Source organism: Roseiarcus fermentans, assembly GCF_003315135.1.
Classification (GTDB): Bacteria; Pseudomonadota; Alphaproteobacteria; order Rhizobiales; family Beijerinckiaceae; genus Roseiarcus; species Roseiarcus fermentans.
Genome location: NZ_QNRK01000004.1, coordinates 203,368 through 219,237, shown reverse-complemented (window position 1 = coordinate 219,237; position 15,870 = coordinate 203,368). Strand labels below are relative to the sequence as shown.

Below are 15,870 nucleotides of genomic sequence, written 5' to 3'. Positions count from 1 at the left end.
CGGTGTGCAGCGGCGTTCCCGCGCCATCCGGACGTGGCGGCGTCTTTCCGGTCCTCCCGGCGCCGCCGCCCCTCACACCGGGATCTTGGTCAGGCGGCGCGCGGTCACTTCGTCGGTCACCAGCGCGGTCGGGCGCACGAGCTTGATCGCGCCTTCGATGGCGGCGAGCTTGTGCGAGCCGCCGGCGGCCAGCACCCGGATCGGCGCCGCGCGCACCGCCTCCATCGGCACCGACATCACCTGGTGGCTGAGCGGGTGGTCGACGATCCGGCCTTCCAGATCGTAGACGTTGCACAAGAGCTCGCCGACTCCGCCGAGCTCGCTCATCGCCTTGCGGTCGGCTTCGCCGATCAGCTCGAACCGGGCGATCGTCGCCTCCGGCCCGAGCGAGCCGACGCTGACCACGATCGCGTCGAGCGCGTTGGCGAAATCGTAGACGCCGCGCAGACCGCAGCGTTCGATCAGGGCGGTCTTGGTCGCCGGACTGTCGACGATCGCCGGCGAAGGAATGAGGTAGCAGTCGGCGTTGAACGCCCGGGCGAAGGCGGAGGGGAACTCGGCGGGATTGTCGTGGGCGAAGTGCGTCACCCCGCCGACCAGCGACACGACGTTGAGGCCGCGCAGCGAGCGCTCACGCAGGTGCTCGAGCGAGCGGTTCAGCGTGCGCCCCCAGCCCAGGCCGATCTTCATGTCGTTGCGCAGCATCGACGACACGAATTCGCCGAGCACCGCGCCGATCGGCGCGGTCGCGTCAGCGTCGCACGACGAGAGCGGGGCGACCAGCGCCTCCTCGAGGCCGAAGGTCGTGCACAGCGCCGCCTCGAGCCCGCCGAGTTCGGCGTGGCCGCGCGCCAGCGCGATCCGCACTTCGCCGAGCGCCTTGGCCTCCGCCAGCATGCGCACCACCGTGACGCGCCCGACTCCGAGCGCGTCGGCGATCGCGCTCTGGGTCATCTCCTCGACGAAATACATCCAGGCGGCGCGCTGCCTCAGCCGCTCGCTCCGCCTCGGCCCACGCGACTCGAAGGGATGATGGTCTGCTTTCATGATGCCTGTTCGGTCGCCGCCTTGAGCCGAAGAGTCAAGGTCTTTCGCTCGCAAGCGCGAGGCGCGGGGGGTCACGTCAGGCTGTCGAACAAGGAGGCGACGAAGATGATCAGGCCCGCTGCGAGCGCCAGCAGCACGAAGCCTGCGACGACGAGTCGCTCCTCGTTCCAGCCGCCGCCGGCCGCCGGCTCCTCCGCTGCGAAGCCGGGCGAGGCCTCGGCCGACGCCGCGGTCGCCGGCGCCTGGGCGGGCGCAGCGGCGGCCATGGGCGCCGGAACGGGGCGGGGAGGGGAGGGCGCCGACACGGGCGCCGGCGCCGTCCGCGCCGTCCGCTCGGTTCGCACGCCCGCTCCCGCCGCCAGCACGAAGAGCGCGCCGAGCGCCGGCGCGAACGCGCCGAGCGCCGGCGCGTTGGCGTCGATCCAGCCGGAGAGCAGCGGATCGGTCGCCGCCATGCCGCCGGCGATCCAGCCGAGGAACGCCGCGCCGATGGTGAAGATTTCCGGCGCGAGGCGGAGGAGGCCGGTCAGGATCAAGGCGCCCCAGACGAGGATCGGGATGCTGATGAGGACGCCGAGCGCCAGCAGCCAGAGGTTGCCGCCCGCGATCGCCGCCAGCGCCACCACGTTGTCGAGGCTCATCGCGGCGTCGGCGAGCATGATGATCGCGGCGGCCGACAGGAAATCCGAGCCGCCGCCGCGCGCCGGGGCGCCTTGGTCGGGATCGCTCTGCGCGCGCACGTTGAGGGCGATGACGATCAGCATCCAGGCGCCGGCGAGCTTCACCAGCGGCACGCCGAGCAGCGCGTTGGCGAACAGGATCATCGCCAGCCGCAGCCCGATCGCGCCAGCGGCGCCGAGGACGACGGCGCGGCGGGTGTCCTCGGGGCGCAGGCGGCCGCAGGCGAGCGCGATCACGATCGCGTTGTCCGCGCCGAGCAGCAGGTCGACGAAGAAGATCTGCACGAGCAGGACGAGCGAGGACGTCGCGTCGATCATGGCGCTGTCGCCGCCGGCGAGAGTTGCGCGGACCGCCCGGGAGGGCGCCCGTCCCTTGCGCCCGGGATGGCGGGACGCCGCCCCTCCCAGGTCGCGCCGAGTTGGTGAAGCGAGCCGCGGGCCACGGGAGTCAGAGCCCGGCTTCGCGCGGGCCGCGGGTCCGGCCGGGCGTCACGGTTTCGCCCCTTCGACGTCCGCGGCCGCCGGGCCGGACTTCAGCAGCCGCATGAAATCCGCGTCGGGGCTCACGATCAGCGTCGGCGCGGAACCGGCGAGCGCGCCCTTGTAGGTCTGAAGCGAGCGGACCAGAGCGTAGAAGCCCGGGTCCTGCGAAAATGCGTCCGACAGCGCCTTGTTCGCCTCCGCGTCGCCCTCGCCGCGCGCGACCGCGGCGGCGCGCTGGGCCCGCGACAGGACGACGGTGCGGTCGTGGTCGGCCTTCGCCTGGATCGCCTGCGCCCATTCGTAGCCTTGCGCGCGCAGTTCCTTCGCCTCGCGCTGGCGCTCGGATTTCATGCGGTCGTAGATCGCCTGGCTGGTCTCGAACGGCAGGTCGGCGCGGCGGAACCGCACCTCGTCGACCGAAACGCCGAGCGGGGCGGCCTTTTCGGCGACCTCCGTCTTGATGGCGTCGAGAATCCGGCCGCGCTCGTCGGTGAGCAGGGCGGTCAGCGGCGCCTGGCCGAGGGCGCGCCGCGCGGCCGAACTGACCATCAGCGCGAGCTGGACATTGGCCGCCTCGGGCGTGCGCAGCGCCTGATAGAAGCGCAGCGGATCGACGATCCGGTAGCGGGCGTAGGGCTGCACCTCGAGCCGCTTCTGATCGCCCATGATCGCCTGCTCGACCTGCGGCTCGAGCAGCAGCGAGCGCGTCGAGGTGACGTTGACCGTGTCGATGAACGGGACCTTGAACTGGAGGCCCGGCGTCTCGATCACGGCGACCGGCGCGCCGAGGCGGACGACGAGCGCCTGCTCGCCCTCGCCGACCATGTACACGGACGACGCCACGAGGTCGATCGCGATGGCGATCGCGGCCAGCGCTGCGAGCCGGGCGCTCCTCACTTGGCCGCTCCCTGCGCCGCCGCGGGCGGGGCCGGCGGCGGCTTGAACTCGGTGACCGGAAGATACGGCATGACGCTCGAGACGCCCTTGCCGGAGGTGTCGACGACGACTTTCGAGGCCCTCCTCAGGACTTCGTCGACGCTGTCCTGATAGAGGCGCCGCGCCGTGACGTCCCTCGCCTCCCGATAACTCTGCAGCATCGGCAGGAAGGCGTCGGCCTCGCCGTGCGCGAGGTTGACGACCTGGGAGCGGTAGGCTTCGGCGTCCTGGCGGATGTGCTCCGCCTCGCCCCGGGCGCGCGGCAGGATGTCGTTGGCGTAGGCCTCGGCCTCGTTGCGCGCCCGCTCCTGGTCGGCCCGCGCCCGCTGGACGTCGTTGAAGGCGTCGATCACCGCGAGCGGCGGCTCGACCCGCTGCAACTGCACCTGGGTGATCTCCACCCCTGCGTGCTCGCCGTCGAGCAGCGTCTGCAGCAGCGCGCGGGTCTGGTCGGCGATCTGCTGGCGCTTGGTCGACATTGCGTCCTGAATCGGCGTGCGGCTGATGATGTCGCGCAGCGCGCCCTCGGCCGCGGTGCGAACCGCGAGCTCGGGATTGTCGACCCGGAACAGGAACTCGCCGGGCTCGCGGATCTTCCAGAAGACGGTGGAATCGGCCTCGACGATGTTCTCGTCGCCAGTCAGCATCTGGCCGCCGCGGCCGGGCTGCTGACCCGTGGCGCCCGTCGACGGCCCGACGCCGATCTGGATCTGGTTGACCTGGGTCACCTTGGGAAGGAGCACCGTCTCGATCGGCCAGGGCAGGTGGGCGTGCAGGCCCGGCTCCGTCGTCGCGACCCACCGCCCGAACCGCAGCACGACGCCCTTTTCGTCCGGCTGGACGCGGTAGAGCGCGGTCGAAGCCCAGGCGAGGCACAGAACGCCGAGGCCCGCGAGGACGCCGCGCCGGCCGAGTCTGGGCATGCGGAAGACGCCGCCGAGGCCGGCTCTCACCGCGCCCCAGACGTCCGTCCCGCCGGCGGCCTCGCCGTCGCCTGCGGGCGGGGCGCTCGCGCCGGCGTCACTCCTGTCCAACGACCAGACTCTCCTCGAGCATCAGGCGCGCCCGCGCGCGCAATTTCTCGCTGTCGCTCTTGAGCTGCCCGCAGGCGGCGAGAATGTCGCGGCCGCGCGGCGTCCGCACCGGGCTCGCGTAGCCGGCGTTGAACACGATCTCGGAGAACCGCTCGATCGTCTCCCAGTCCGAGCATTCGTAGGGACTGCCCGGCCACGGGTTGAACGGAATGAGATTGATCTTGGCCGGAATCCCCTTGAGCAGACGCACCAGCGCGCGCGCCTCGGCCGGCGTGTCGTTGACGCCCTTCAGCATCACGTATTCGAAGGTGATGCGCCGCGCGTTGGAGGCGCCGGGATAGGTTCGGCAGGCCTCGAGCAGGCGTTCGATCGGATACTTGCGGTTGAGCGGGACCAGCCGGTCGCGCAACGCATTGTTGGTGGCGTGCAGCGACACCGCCAGCATCGTCCCGCATTCGGCGCCGAGCCGCTCCATCTCCGGGACCACCCCCGAGGTGGAGACGGTGATGCGCCGCCGCGACAGCGACAGGCCGTCGCCGTCGGTGAGGATCGCGATCGCGTCGCGCACCGCCTCGTAATTGTACAGCGGCTCGCCCATCCCCATGAACACGATGTTGGAGACGGCGCGGACGCCTTCGCCCGAGGGGACGAGGCCGCCGTCGTCGGGCGGCGTTCCGCCGGGAAAGTCGCCGAGCCGGTCGCGCGCCGCCAGCACCTGCCCGACGATCTCCGCGGCGGTCAGGTTGCGCACCAGCGGCATGGTGCCGGTGTGGCAGAAGGTGCAATTGAGCGTGCAGCCGACCTGGCTCGACACGCACAGCGTGCCCCGGTCCGATTCCGGGATATAGACGCACTCGATCTCGGCGCCCTTGTCGTGCGCGTGGGCGGGCCGCATGCGCAGGAGCCACTTGCGGGTGCCGTCGCTCGACACCTGCTCGGCGACGACTTCGGGGCGCGCGAGGTCGTGACCCTCGGCGAGCGCGGCGAGCAGAGGCCTCGCGATGTTGCGCATCGAGGCGAAGTCGCGCGCGCCGCGGTGGTAGATCCAGTGCCACAACTGCGAGACGCGCATCTTGAGCTCGCGCTCGGGGGCGCCGAGACTGGCGAGCGCGCCGGAGAGCTCGGCGCGGCTCGCCCCGGCGAGACTCAAGGGCGCAGGGTCCTCGGGAACGGAGGGTGGAGACGTCATTGGCGGGTCTCTATCACGGCCGGGTCCGGCCCTCCACCGTTTCGATCGTCCCGCGGCGCGGAACGGGAGAGCGTCCGGCCAAAACGTCACATTTCGGCCATAGCCTTCGACCGGATCTGAGGTTACGTCTGCCTCTCGGGTTTTCGAGTCGTTGGAGCGAGCTATGTCGGGAAGGGCGTTGAGGGCGTTGGCGGTCGTGGTCGCGGTGGCGGGACCAGCCGTGTCGTCGGCAGAGGCCGCGCAGTGCGGCGACAGCGCCGACGGCTTCAAGGCCTGGCTCGACGATTTCAAGCAGGTGGCGATCAACGACGGCGTCTCCCCGGGCGTGGTGGACGAGGCGTTCGCCGGCGCCAAGTTCGACCCCTCGGTGCTGTCGCACGACCGTTCGCAGTCCGGGCTTCAGGGCGGCGACGCGAGCTTCGCCGCGCGCCACATTTCGCCTTCGCGGGTGAAGCAGGGCAAGTCGATGATGCTCGCCTACGCCGAGCCGTTGCAGCGCATCGAGCAGCGCTACGGCGTCCCGGCGCCGGTGCTGGTGGCGATCTGGGGCCTCGAGACCGACTACGGCGCCTCGCTCGGCCGCTTCTCCACCTTCAGCGCGCTCGCCACCCTCGCCTACGACTGCCGGCGCGGGTCGCTCTATCAGGCCGAGCTGATCGACGCGCTGATGATCGTCGAGCGCGGGCTGCTCACGCCGGCGCAGATGCGCGGCGCGTGGGCTGGCGAACTGGGCCAGACCCAGTTCATGCCGTCGGCCTACCTCAAATACGGCGTGTCGGCGAACGGCGGCCGCGGCGGCAACCTGATGGGCAACGGCGCCGACGCGCTCGCCTCGACCGCCAATTTTCTCAGCCAGAAGGGGTGGTCGCGCGGCGCCGGCTGGGACGAGGGGCAGGGGAACTTTTCCGTTCTGCTCCAGTGGAACAACTCGCCGGTCTACGCGAAGACGGTCGCGCAGTTCGCCGACGAACTCGCCAAGAGCCAGTAGGGCGATAGCGGGCCGCGGGCCGGGTCTCGCGGTCCGTAGGGCGCGGCGCGGCGCGCGACCGGTCGGCCGCCCGCGGTTCGGCCCGCGCCCTCCGCGCCCCGTCAGGGCCTCGTCCGCGACAGCGCCGCCGCGCGGCCGGCGGCGGCGTAGAGATTGAGCCGCGAGTAGACGCCGAAGGCCGATCCGTCGTCGAGAAAGCCGCCGCCGGGCCCTTCCGTCTCGGTCAGGATGCGGTTCGCCTCGTCGAGGCTCAGCTTGGGGAAAGCGGCGGTCAGCAGGTTTCCGGCTTCGGGCGCGAGCGCGCCGACGTCCTCGACCGTGTCCGCCGTCTCCGGGTGGACGACCGGCAGCCCATAGGTCTGGGTCCCGGCGGCGAAGGCCTCGTTCATCGCAGCCGCGTTGAAGCGGCCGATGTCCTGACGCGCGCAGATCGCGACCGTGTCGCCGCAGGCGGCCTCGAGCGCCTTGGTCAGATCGGCCCGGGCGGCCGCCATCGCCGCGCGGAAGTCGGCGATCGCCTCGGGGACCTGCGGCTGCGCCATGGCGGAGAATTTCGCGGCGTCCTTCAGCGTCCGGTTCAGGTAGGCGGGATCGTTGGCGAGCAGGTGGGCGAGATCCCAGGTCGCGAGCGTCCTTCCGCCGATCACGTCCATGGCGTAGTGCGCCCCCATCAGGATGCGGTCGTTGCCGTATTCCGCGCCCCGCGCCATCATCTCCCGATAGCGTTCGGGGACCAGCACCGCGAGCACGATCGAGCCCATGTAGCCGTAGGTCGTGTGCCCGCTCGGGAAGGATGGGCTGTCGATCAGGTTCATGATCGGGCCGCGGTTGTAGACGTCGTTGCTGGCCGGAACGTTGAAATAGTCCGGCCCGACGATCGGCGAGGTCACGGGCTCGGTCTGGAACGGGCGCGGGTCCCCGAACGCGTCGCCGCCGGGCGCGCCGGCCGGCCGGCCGTAGGCGCGGCCGAACGGATCGGGCGCGCCGCCGACAGCCTTGAACAGCCCCGCGGCCTCGTCGGAGACCGGCGTCTTGCCGTCGGTGGTGGCGTTGGCGAAGAAGTATTTGCCGGCGTTCGAATCCGGCGCCGTGGTCGAGTTGGCGTAGGCGATCACGCCGGCGACGGTCGCGGAGACATTGGTGAAGCGCTCCCGGTCGAGGTAATGCGCGCGCGCCTGATAGGCCGCTCCCAGCGTCGACCCCAGCCCGTCCGCCAGTTGCGCGAGATTGCCGTCGGTGATGAACGCGTCGCGCAGCGCCTGCTGGCGTTGCTCCGGAAAGGGCAGCAGGGTGGCCTGGCGGATCGCCCCCGTCTGGATCCCGCCGGTGACGGCGAAGTTGGCCGCCAGCGCCGCCTTGCCGGCCACGCTGGCGGAAAGGGCGGAGACGGGCGCGAGGCCCTTCAGGACGGCGAGACTGGACGCGGTCTGCGCGTCGGCCCCGGCCGAGCCCATCATCACGGCGAGAAGGCCGATCCCGTAACCCAGTTTGTTCATGGCGCTGTCCTCCGCGGTCCGCTCGTCTCGCCGAATATCACTTTTGCGCCGCCGGGACCGTCTCCACCGACGGGCGGACGATCGCGGCGGGACCGTCGGCCTCGATCCAGATCCGCGCCTTCGCGTTTTGCAAAACTGTGTTTTCCAATTCGATAACAGGTGTCTTGCATTTTGGGTACGGGGCCTCACATCGACGACCCGACGCGGTCAAACCCTCGGTCTTCTCGTCCGACCCACGCCGGAGCGCATGGCGCCGAGCTTGCAGTGGCCCTGCAAAGCGCGCTCAGAGCGCCTTGCAACGGCCTGGTGAAAATGTTCAATCGTTCGATCCTCAACTCACTCGGCGCGGCTGGCGTGTTCGCTGCGGCTGCCGCCTTCTGCGCCGGCGCCGCTTCGGCGGCGGTCTACACCGCCACCATCGACGGGATCTCGGTGAGCGACTACGGCGCCGTCGATCCGGCGACGGCGCCGGTCGCGCCGCAATCGGCGCCCGATTCCGTCAGCGCAAACGGCGCGGTGTTCGTGTTGACCGGACAATCGAACTGGACGTCCGTTCCCTCCGGCCTGAGCTGGGGCTGGGACCCATACGGCGCGAGCGATACGACGCACCAGTGGATCAACATCGACACCTCGGACACCACCGCCGTCTACAACACCTCCGGGTCGACGCTGAAAATCGTCTGGGGCTCCCCGAACGCGGCTCCTTACTGGGGCGTCGGTTCGCTGGAGGGGGCGAACGACAACGTGGTCACGTTCTTCGACGCCTCCGGGGCCGTGATCGGGCAGGTCGGGGACCTCGATATCTACAACGCTTTCAACAGCGTCACGCCGGTCCTGAACGACAGCAGCCCCGGCAACGTGATCGCGTTCCAGACGCCGCAGCCGTTCGCGAGCGTCGCGTTCTCCACGCGCTCGAGTTCGTTCGAATTCGCCAACGCGGCCGGCTCGGCGGTTCCCGAGGTCTCGACCTGGGCGATGCTGGGTCTCGGCTTCGCCGGTCTCGGAGCCGCCGGCTGGCGTTCGCGGCGCGTCACGCCGCGCGCGCTGGACTGAGGCGGGCGCAGGCGTCGGGCCGGGCCGCTGACCCGGGTCAGCGCAGCAGGTCCGCCCGCGCGTCCTTGCGCCGGAACGTCCCCGGCGTCGCCCCGGTCCACTTGCGGAAGGCGCGATGGAAGGCGCTCGGTTCGGCGAAGCCGAGTTCGGCGGCGATGTCGGCGACGCCGAGGCGGCCTTCGGCGAGCCGCTGCAGGGCGCGCTCCTGCCGAAGCGTCTCGCGGATGGCGCGCCAGCTCTGGCCTTCCTGACTCAGGCGGTGGCGCAGCGTCGAGGCCGGCATGGCGAGGGCGCGCGCGAGATCGGGCAGGTCCGGCCAGTCGCTGGCGGGGAGCGCGCGCAGCCGGCGGCGGACCGCGGCGGCAAGACCCTCGTCGTAGGCGTAGCGCACCAGAATGTTGGCCGGCGCGCCGCGCAGGAACTGGCGCAGCGACGCCTCGTCGCGCTTGGTCGGCAGCGCGAGATAGCGCGCGTCGAAGGACAGCCGGCTGGCCTTGCGGCCGAACCGCACCGGCGCGCCGAAAAGCTTCCGGTAGTCGGCGCAATGGTCCGGCTCCCGCCCGCGGAAGTCGACCAGCCGCAGCGGAATCCGTCGCCCGACCAGCCAGCACAGGACCCCGACCAGGATGATCCAGAAAGTGCGATAGGCGAAGGCCGACCGCGGGCCGCCGGCGTCGACCAGCGTCACCGAGGCGATCCCGTCGGCGACCGTCAGCTCGCCATAGGGGTCGTCGAGCGCCACCCGCAGGAAGCGCAGGGCGCGCCGCAGGGCCTGGCCGAGGGTGCGCGCGTTGAGGACGCAATGACAGAGCAGGGTGAAGCTCCCCGGGCGCAGCGGCCGGCCGCCGAGGCCGAAATATTCGTCGTCCAGCGCTTTGGCGATGGCGAGCCACATCGCGCCGTAGCTCTGCGGCGACACCGGCTCGACCACGGCCTCGGGCAGGCCGGCGGCGGCGAGCAGCGGCGCCGTCGGCAGGCCGCGGCGCCGCACCGAGTCGAGCGCCTCCTCGACAAACGAGACCGCGATCAGCCGCCGTTCCATCAGCGCGCCCTTGTAGGGCGCGCTCGCTGAGCGCGCCGAGGCGGCGTCAGCGACGCCGCCCTGCAGATGCGCCGAGGCGGCGTCGGCGACGCCGCCCTACAGGCGGGCGGGGGCGGGGGCGGCGTCGGCGGCGTCGCGCTCCAAAAAGGTGGCAAAATCGTCCTCCTCGTCGAGCCGCTTCCGTCATAGAATGCCATGTCGGGTTCGGGTAGGGAATTGCACGAGGACTTTCGAGCCCGCGCGACTCCCCGCCAACGAGAGTCCCGAGCTTTGACGAAGGAGGAAATGTCGATGGCCGAGACGATCGCGCCCTATGCTCAGGCGCATGCCGGCTTCCGGTTGGGGGACGAGGAAGCCAAGCTCAGCGGGTCGCTCGCCGGCGGGATCAACGCCTGCGTCGAGTGCTGCGACCGCTGGCCGGCCGACCGCGTCGCGCTCGAGTGGGAAGACCAGCACGGCCACAGGGAAACCCTGACCTTCGGCGACCTGAAGGCGCGCTCCGCCCGCTTCGCCAACGTGCTGACGGCGCAGGGGGTCGGCCCCGGCGACGTCGTGGCCTGCATGCTGCCGCGCGTTCCCGACCTGATGACGGTCGCGCTCGGGACCTGGCGCGCCGGCGCTGTCTACCAGCCGCTGTTCACCGCCTTCGGCCCCAAGGCGATCGAGCATCGCCTGAAAACCTCGAAGGCGAAGCTGGTGGTGACCGACCCGGCCAACCGCCCGAAGCTCGACGAGATTCTCGACGCGCCGAAAGCCATGGTGACGACGCCGCTGTCCGGCGCGGCGCCGGTTGCGCCGGGCGACCTGGATTTCGCGAAGGCGATGGCCGCCGCCTCTGATCAATTCGAGCCGGCGATGCGCAAGGGCGACGACCTGATGCTGCTCATGTCGACGTCGGGGACGACCGGCTTGCCCAAGGGCGTGCCGGTTCCGCTCAAGGCGCTGATCTCGTTCCGCACCTACATGACGGCCGCGATCGACCTGCGCGCGGACGACACCTTCTGGAATATCGCTGATCCTGGCTGGGCGTACGGGCTCTACTACGCCGTGATCGGGCCGCTGCTGATCGGCCACGCCACCACCTTTTACGACGGCGGCTTCACCGCCGAGAGCACCTATCGAATCATCAAGAGCCACGGGATCACCAATCTCGCCGGCGCGCCGACCGCCTTCCGCCTGCTGATCGCGGCGGGGCCGGAGCCCGCTCATGGCGTCAAGGGACAATTGCGCGTGGTCAGCTCCGCCGGCGAGCCGCTCAATCCGGAAGTGATCCGCTGGTTCGCCGAGCACCTCGCGGCGCCGATCCACGACCATTACGGCCAGACCGAGCTCGGCATGTGCGTCAACAACCACCACGGCCTCGACCATCCGGTGCGCCCGGGCTCGGCCGGGCTCGCCATGCCGGGCTACCGGGTCGCGGTGCTGAGCGACGACGGCCGTGAACTCGGGCCGCACGAGCCGGGCACGCTGGCGATCGACATCGCGAAGTCGCCGGCGCTGTGGTTCAGCGGCTATCACCTGACCGAGACCCCGGCGATCGCCGGCGGCTATTACCGCACCGGCGACACTGTGGAACTGGAGGACAATGGCGCCATCAGCTTCGTCGGCCGCAACGACGATGTGATCACCTCTTCCGGCTACCGGATCGGCCCGTTCGACGTCGAGAGCGCGCTGATCGAGCACAAGGCGATCCTGGAGACGGCGGTGATCGGCAAGCCCGACGCCGAGCGCACCGAAATCGTCAAGGCCTATGTGGTGTTGAAGAAGGGTTTTGAAGCGAGCGAGGAACTCGCTGAGGAATTGCGCCTGCACGTCCGCCACCGGCTGTCGGCGCACGCCTATCCGCGCGAGATCGCGTTCGTCGCCGAATTGCCGAAGACGCCGAGCGGCAAGATCCAGCGCTTCCTGCTGCGCAACGCCGAGAAGGCCGCGCACGAGGGCGGGAAAGCGCATTGAAAGACGACCCGCAACCGTCCTTGCGAGCGAAGCGAAGCAATCCAGAACGCGGGCTCGACCCGTGGATTGCTACGTCGCTTCGCTCCTCACAATGACGTGTAAGAACAGGAGCTTGACCTCATGACTTCATCCGATCCCGTCGTCATCGTCGGCGCGGCGCGCACGCCGATGGGCGGCCTCATGGGCGATTTCGCGTCGCTCGCCGCGCCCCAACTCGGCGCGGTCGCCATCGACGCCGCGGTCGGGCGCGCCGGCGTCGCCAAGAGCGACATCGAGGAAGTGGTGATGGGCTGCGTGCTGCCGGCCGGGCAGGGCCAGGCGCCCGCCCGCCAGGCCTCGCGCGGCGCCGGCCTCCCCGACGCCGCCGGCTGCACCACGGTCAACAAGATGTGCGGCTCGGGCATGAAGGCGGCGATGTTCGCCCACGACTCTCTGCTGGCCGGGACCAACACCGTCATGCTCGCCGGCGGCATGGAGAGCATGAGCAACGCCCCCTACCTCCTGCCCAAGGCCCGCGCCGGCTACCGCCTCGGCCACGACCGGGTGATCGACTCGATGTTCCTCGACGGGCTCGAGGACGCCTACGACCGCGGCCGGCTGATGGGAACCTTTGCCGAAGACGCGGCGCAGGAATACCAGTTTTCGCGTGAGGAGCAGGACGCCTACGCGGTGGCTTCGCTGAGCCGGGCGCTGAAGGCTGCCACGGACGGGAGCTTCGGCGCCGAAATCGCGCCGGTGACGGTCAGGGGCCGCAAGGGCGACGCGACCATCGCCGTCGACGAGCAGCCGCTGAAGGCGCAGCCGCAAAAAATCCCGACGCTGAAGCCCGCCTTCCGCGAGGGCGGCACGGTGACGGCGGCCAATTCCTCGTCGATCTCGGACGGCGCCGCGGCGCTGGTCATGATGCGGCGCTCGGAAGCGGAGAAGCGGGGCTTGACCCCGCTCGCGACCATTCTCGGCCACGCCACCTTCGCCGGCCTGCCGGCGCGATTTCCCTCGGCGCCGGTCGGCGCGATCAGGACGCTGCTCGGCAAGGTCGGCTGGCAGGCGGCCGACGTCGACCTGTGGGAGATCAACGAGGCGTTCGCCGTGGTCGCGATGATCGCGATGCGCGAATTGTCGCTGCCGCACGACAAGGTCAACGTCCACGGCGGCGCCTGCGCGCTCGGCCATCCGATCGGCGCCTCGGGCGCGCGGATCATCGTCACCCTGCTCGGCGCGCTGAAGCAGTCCGGACAGAAAAAGGGCGTCGCGTCCTTGTGCATCGGCGGCGGCGAGGCGACCGCGATCGCAGTGGAGGCGGCATGATCCCGACCGAGGAGCAGGCGACGATCCGCGCCATGGCGCGGCGATTCGCCGACGAAAGGCTCGCCCCGAACGCCGCCGCCTGGGACCGCGCACACGCCTTTCCGCGCGAGGCGTTGGCGGAAATGGGCGAACTCGGCTTCATGGGCATGACGGTGCCGGCGGAATGGGACGGCGCCGAGACCGACTACGTCTCCTACGCGCTCGCCGTGATGGAGATCGCCGCCGGCTGCGGCGCAGTCTCGACCATCATGAGCGTCCACAACGGCGTCGGCTGCATGCCGATCGCGACCTTCGGCAACGACGAGCAGCGCGAGCGGTTCCTGAAGCCCATGGCGCGCGGCGAGTGGATCGGCTGCTTCTGCCTGACCGAGCCCTCCGCCGGCTCCGACGCCGCCGCGATCAAGACGCGCGCAAGGCGCGACGGCAATTCGTCCTATATCCTCTCGGGGTCGAAGCAGTTCATCACCTCGGGCAAGAACGGCAAGGTGGCGATCGTGTTCGCCGTCACCGACCCGGACGCCGGCAAGAAGGGCCTCTCCGCCTTCATCGTGCCGACCGACACGCCCGGCTTTGTCGTCGCCAAGGTCGAGGACAAGCTCGGCCAGCATGCCTCCGACACCTGCGCGCTGGTGTTCGAGGACATGCGCGTGCCCGCGAGCCAGCGGCTCGGCGAAGAAGGGCAGGGGCTGAAAATCGCGCTCGCCAACCTCGAGGGCGGGCGCATCGGCATCGCCGCCCAGGCGGTCGGCATGGCCCGCGGCGCCTACCGGGCGGCGCTGGCTTACGCCAAGGAGCGGGTGCAGTTCGGCAAGCCGATCATCGAGCATCAGGCGGTGGCGTTCCGCCTCGCCGACATGGCGACGAAGATCGAGGCGGCCGAGCAACTGACCCTTCACGCCGCGGCGCTGCGCGACGCGAAGCAGCCCTGCCTGAAGGAAGCGTCGATGGCGAAACTGTTCGCGTCCGAAGCCGCCGAAAGGGTGTGCTCGGACGCCATCCAGATTCACGGCGGCTACGGCTACCTCGCCGACTATCCCGTCGAGCGCATCTACCGCGACGTGCGCGTGTGCCAGATCTACGAGGGCACGAGCGACGTCCAGCGGCTGGTGATCGCGCGCGCGCTGGCGAGGGAGTGAGGGGCGGCGCGGCGCGGCGAGGCGAGGGCCTACTGTCCTTCCGTCGCCGGCTCGTGCGCGCCGAGGCGGACCAGGACCGCGACGCGGCTGACCAAAGCGGAAAACGGGGTCGACGTCCTTCGATTGATCGTAGCTTATAGTTGACAATCTTCGCCGCGTAACCTATAAGGCACACATGTTCACCCTTCGCCAGACAGAGACGTTTGGCGACTGGCTTTCCAGCCTTCGGGATCGTGCGGCGCGGACCCGGATCGCCCAGCGGCTGGTTCGCGTCCAGGCTGGCCTCTTTGGCGACGTAAAACCCGTCGGCGAGGGCGTGAGCGAACTGCGCGTCGACCACGGCCCCCGGCTACAGGGTTTATTTCGTCCAGCGCGGCGCGGACGTGATTGTCCTTCTGTGCGGCGGGGACAAGCGCACGCAGGATCGCGACATCAGGATCGCGAAAGAGATGGCCCGGGAGATCGACGCATGAAAGTTTTTCCCTTCGACCCCGCCGAGTTTCTGGACACGCCCGAGGCTCAGCAGGAGTTGCTGGATGACGCCGCCGCGAGCGGCGACGGACGCTATATCGCCGCTGCGCTCGGGACGATCGCCCGGGCGCGTGGCATGACGAAGGTCGCGGCCGGGGCCGGCGTCAGTCGCGAGGCGCTTTATCGCGCGCTCAGCGAGGACGGCGACCCGCGCCTCTCCACTCTGCTCGGCGTGGCGAAGGCGCTTGGCCTGACACTCGCGTTCCGGGCCGTGTGAGAGCGCGGGATAAGTCCGGCTTCGTCGGCTCGTTGCCCGCCACCCACTTGCCGAACTCCGAGGCGCTTGGTAGTTCGGGACAAGGCTTCGGGATTTTCGGTCCCGAACCGCAAGAAAAGCGTCCGTTTGTCTCCCTTACGTTCTCCCCGCCCGCGAACGCCATCGCGCCGGAAAACGTGAAGCGACATAATGGCTTAACCATCGTTCGGGGTATAGCGCAGCCCGGTAGCGCGGAAGTTTTGGGTACTTCAGGTCGCCGGTTCGAATCCGGCTGCCCCGACCAAATTCCTCAAGGATTGCACGGCCGGGAATCCGAAGCCGGCGAGACGCCGGGCCGACGGGTCGCTGCTCCCTCGGTCGGCGCCAACGCCGATCTCATGGTCGGGTCAGCCGGAAAGCTTCGTCTTCCCCATCACCGTCGCCTCGACGAATCGGCCGTGAGCATCGACAACGCCGTCATCTCCCTCACCCGGCATCGCCGTCGATGTCGCAATCGAGACCGACTCCGGGAACGGCATCGGCCGCCTCGTCTCGCCGCAATCGACTCCGAGACCGCGACAGTCAAACACTGTTGACATACCGGTGTAGCAAAAGCGCCGTAATCGTCGAAAGACGTACGGAAGTTGGGCGCACGGTCTTACCCCTAGGCAAAGTAGTTAATAAAGCCTGCCGGCCGAGACTCGAACGAACGTGATGGGGGACTGAAGATGGGCATCTCGACGAACGGCGCAACCGAGTACGTTAATCAGAACAGCGAGGTATCGGGCGTTATAT

At 69.9% G+C, this 15,870-nt stretch carries 14 protein-coding genes and 1 tRNA gene; 7 read left to right on the top strand and 8 right to left on the bottom strand.

All coding sequences use genetic code 11. The annotated features are described in order from the left end of the window. Nucleotides 1-72: 72 nt before the first annotated feature. The 5 genes from DFR50_RS05225 to rlmN form a co-directional block, all read right to left on the bottom strand. Nucleotides 73-1,047: a sugar-binding transcriptional regulator gene (locus DFR50_RS05225; protein WP_113888137.1), complete on the bottom strand. Its 975-nt coding sequence runs from the start codon at nucleotides 1,045-1,047 to the stop codon at nucleotides 73-75. A 71-nt stretch (nucleotides 1,048-1,118) separates the two neighbouring features. Then, entirely contained in the window at nucleotides 1,119-2,045 is a 927-nt protein-coding gene (locus tag DFR50_RS05220; protein ID WP_113888136.1) for a YjbE family putative metal transport protein, read from the bottom strand. A gap of 171 nt (nucleotides 2,046-2,216) precedes the next feature. Then, nucleotides 2,217-3,107 carry a protease modulator HflC gene (gene hflC, locus DFR50_RS05215; protein ID WP_210208813.1) on the bottom strand — a complete coding sequence of 297 codons (891 nt, stop codon included), beginning with the start codon at nucleotides 3,105-3,107 and terminating at the stop codon, nucleotides 2,217-2,219. Continuing rightward, nucleotides 3,104-4,180 (bottom strand): FtsH protease activity modulator HflK, encoded by a 1,077-nt coding sequence (gene hflK / locus DFR50_RS05210; RefSeq protein ID WP_245427325.1) that lies wholly within the window; start codon nucleotides 4,178-4,180, stop codon nucleotides 3,104-3,106. Before hflK ends, hflC begins: the two co-directional genes overlap by 4 nt. Further along, nucleotides 4,167-5,369 carry a dual-specificity RNA methyltransferase RlmN gene (rlmN, locus tag DFR50_RS05205; RefSeq protein ID WP_113888135.1) on the bottom strand — a complete coding sequence of 401 codons (1,203 nt, stop codon included), beginning with the start codon at nucleotides 5,367-5,369 and terminating at the stop codon, nucleotides 4,167-4,169. Before rlmN ends, hflK begins: the two co-directional genes overlap by 14 nt. Nucleotides 5,370-5,532: 163 nt before the next feature. Here rlmN and DFR50_RS05200 point away from each other — a divergent pair, with 163 nt between their 5' ends. Beyond that, nucleotides 5,533-6,357 carry a lytic murein transglycosylase gene (locus DFR50_RS05200; protein ID WP_245427323.1) on the top strand — a complete coding sequence of 275 codons (825 nt, stop codon included), beginning with the start codon at nucleotides 5,533-5,535 and terminating at the stop codon, nucleotides 6,355-6,357. A gap of 101 nt (nucleotides 6,358-6,458) precedes the next feature. Here DFR50_RS05200 and DFR50_RS05195 read toward each other — a convergent pair whose 3' ends face one another. Then, nucleotides 6,459-7,853: a phosphatase PAP2 family protein gene (locus DFR50_RS05195; RefSeq protein WP_113888133.1), complete on the bottom strand. Its 1,395-nt coding sequence runs from the start codon at nucleotides 7,851-7,853 to the stop codon at nucleotides 6,459-6,461. Between the two features lie 306 nt (nucleotides 7,854-8,159). Between DFR50_RS05195 and DFR50_RS05190 the strand changes: the two genes are divergently transcribed. Further along, nucleotides 8,160-8,906: a hypothetical protein gene (locus DFR50_RS05190; RefSeq protein ID WP_210208812.1), complete on the top strand. Its 747-nt coding sequence runs from the start codon at nucleotides 8,160-8,162 to the stop codon at nucleotides 8,904-8,906. Between the two features lie 37 nt (nucleotides 8,907-8,943). On the opposite strand, the gene DFR50_RS05185 is transcribed toward DFR50_RS05190, so the two are convergent. Beyond that, a complete protein-coding gene (locus DFR50_RS05185; RefSeq protein WP_113888131.1) occupies nucleotides 8,944-9,948 on the bottom strand; it encodes an AraC family transcriptional regulator in 1,005 nt (334 codons plus the stop codon). A gap of 291 nt (nucleotides 9,949-10,239) precedes the next feature. On the opposite strand from DFR50_RS05185, the gene DFR50_RS05180 reads away from it, so the two are divergent. The 5 genes from DFR50_RS05180 (at nucleotide 10,240) to DFR50_RS05155 (ending at nucleotide 15,379) form a co-directional block, all read left to right on the top strand. Further along, entirely contained in the window at nucleotides 10,240-11,904 is a 1,665-nt protein-coding gene (locus DFR50_RS05180) for an AMP-binding protein (RefSeq protein WP_245427321.1), read from the top strand. Between the two features lie 120 nt (nucleotides 11,905-12,024). Next, entirely contained in the window at nucleotides 12,025-13,212 is a 1,188-nt protein-coding gene (locus DFR50_RS05175) for an acetyl-CoA C-acyltransferase (protein ID WP_113888130.1), read from the top strand. After that, nucleotides 13,209-14,348, top strand: a complete 1,140-nt coding sequence (locus DFR50_RS05170; RefSeq protein ID WP_113888129.1) for an acyl-CoA dehydrogenase family protein — start codon at nucleotides 13,209-13,211, stop codon at nucleotides 14,346-14,348. The genes DFR50_RS05175 and DFR50_RS05170 overlap by 4 nt, the downstream gene beginning before the upstream one ends. A gap of 469 nt (nucleotides 14,349-14,817) precedes the next feature. Beyond that, nucleotides 14,818-15,096 carry an addiction module antidote protein gene (locus tag DFR50_RS05160; protein WP_113888128.1) on the top strand — a complete coding sequence of 93 codons (279 nt, stop codon included), beginning with the start codon at nucleotides 14,818-14,820 and terminating at the stop codon, nucleotides 15,094-15,096. Nucleotides 15,097-15,302: 206 nt separating this feature from the next. Beyond that, nucleotides 15,303-15,379: transfer RNA gene (locus DFR50_RS05155), tRNA-Pro, on the top strand. 103 nt (nucleotides 15,380-15,482) lie between these two features. Here the strand turns inward: DFR50_RS05155 and DFR50_RS33285 are convergent. Further along, nucleotides 15,483-15,614 carry a hypothetical protein gene (locus tag DFR50_RS33285; RefSeq protein ID WP_281015938.1) on the bottom strand — a complete coding sequence of 44 codons (132 nt, stop codon included), beginning with the start codon at nucleotides 15,612-15,614 and terminating at the stop codon, nucleotides 15,483-15,485. Nucleotides 15,615-15,870 lie beyond the last annotated feature (256 nt).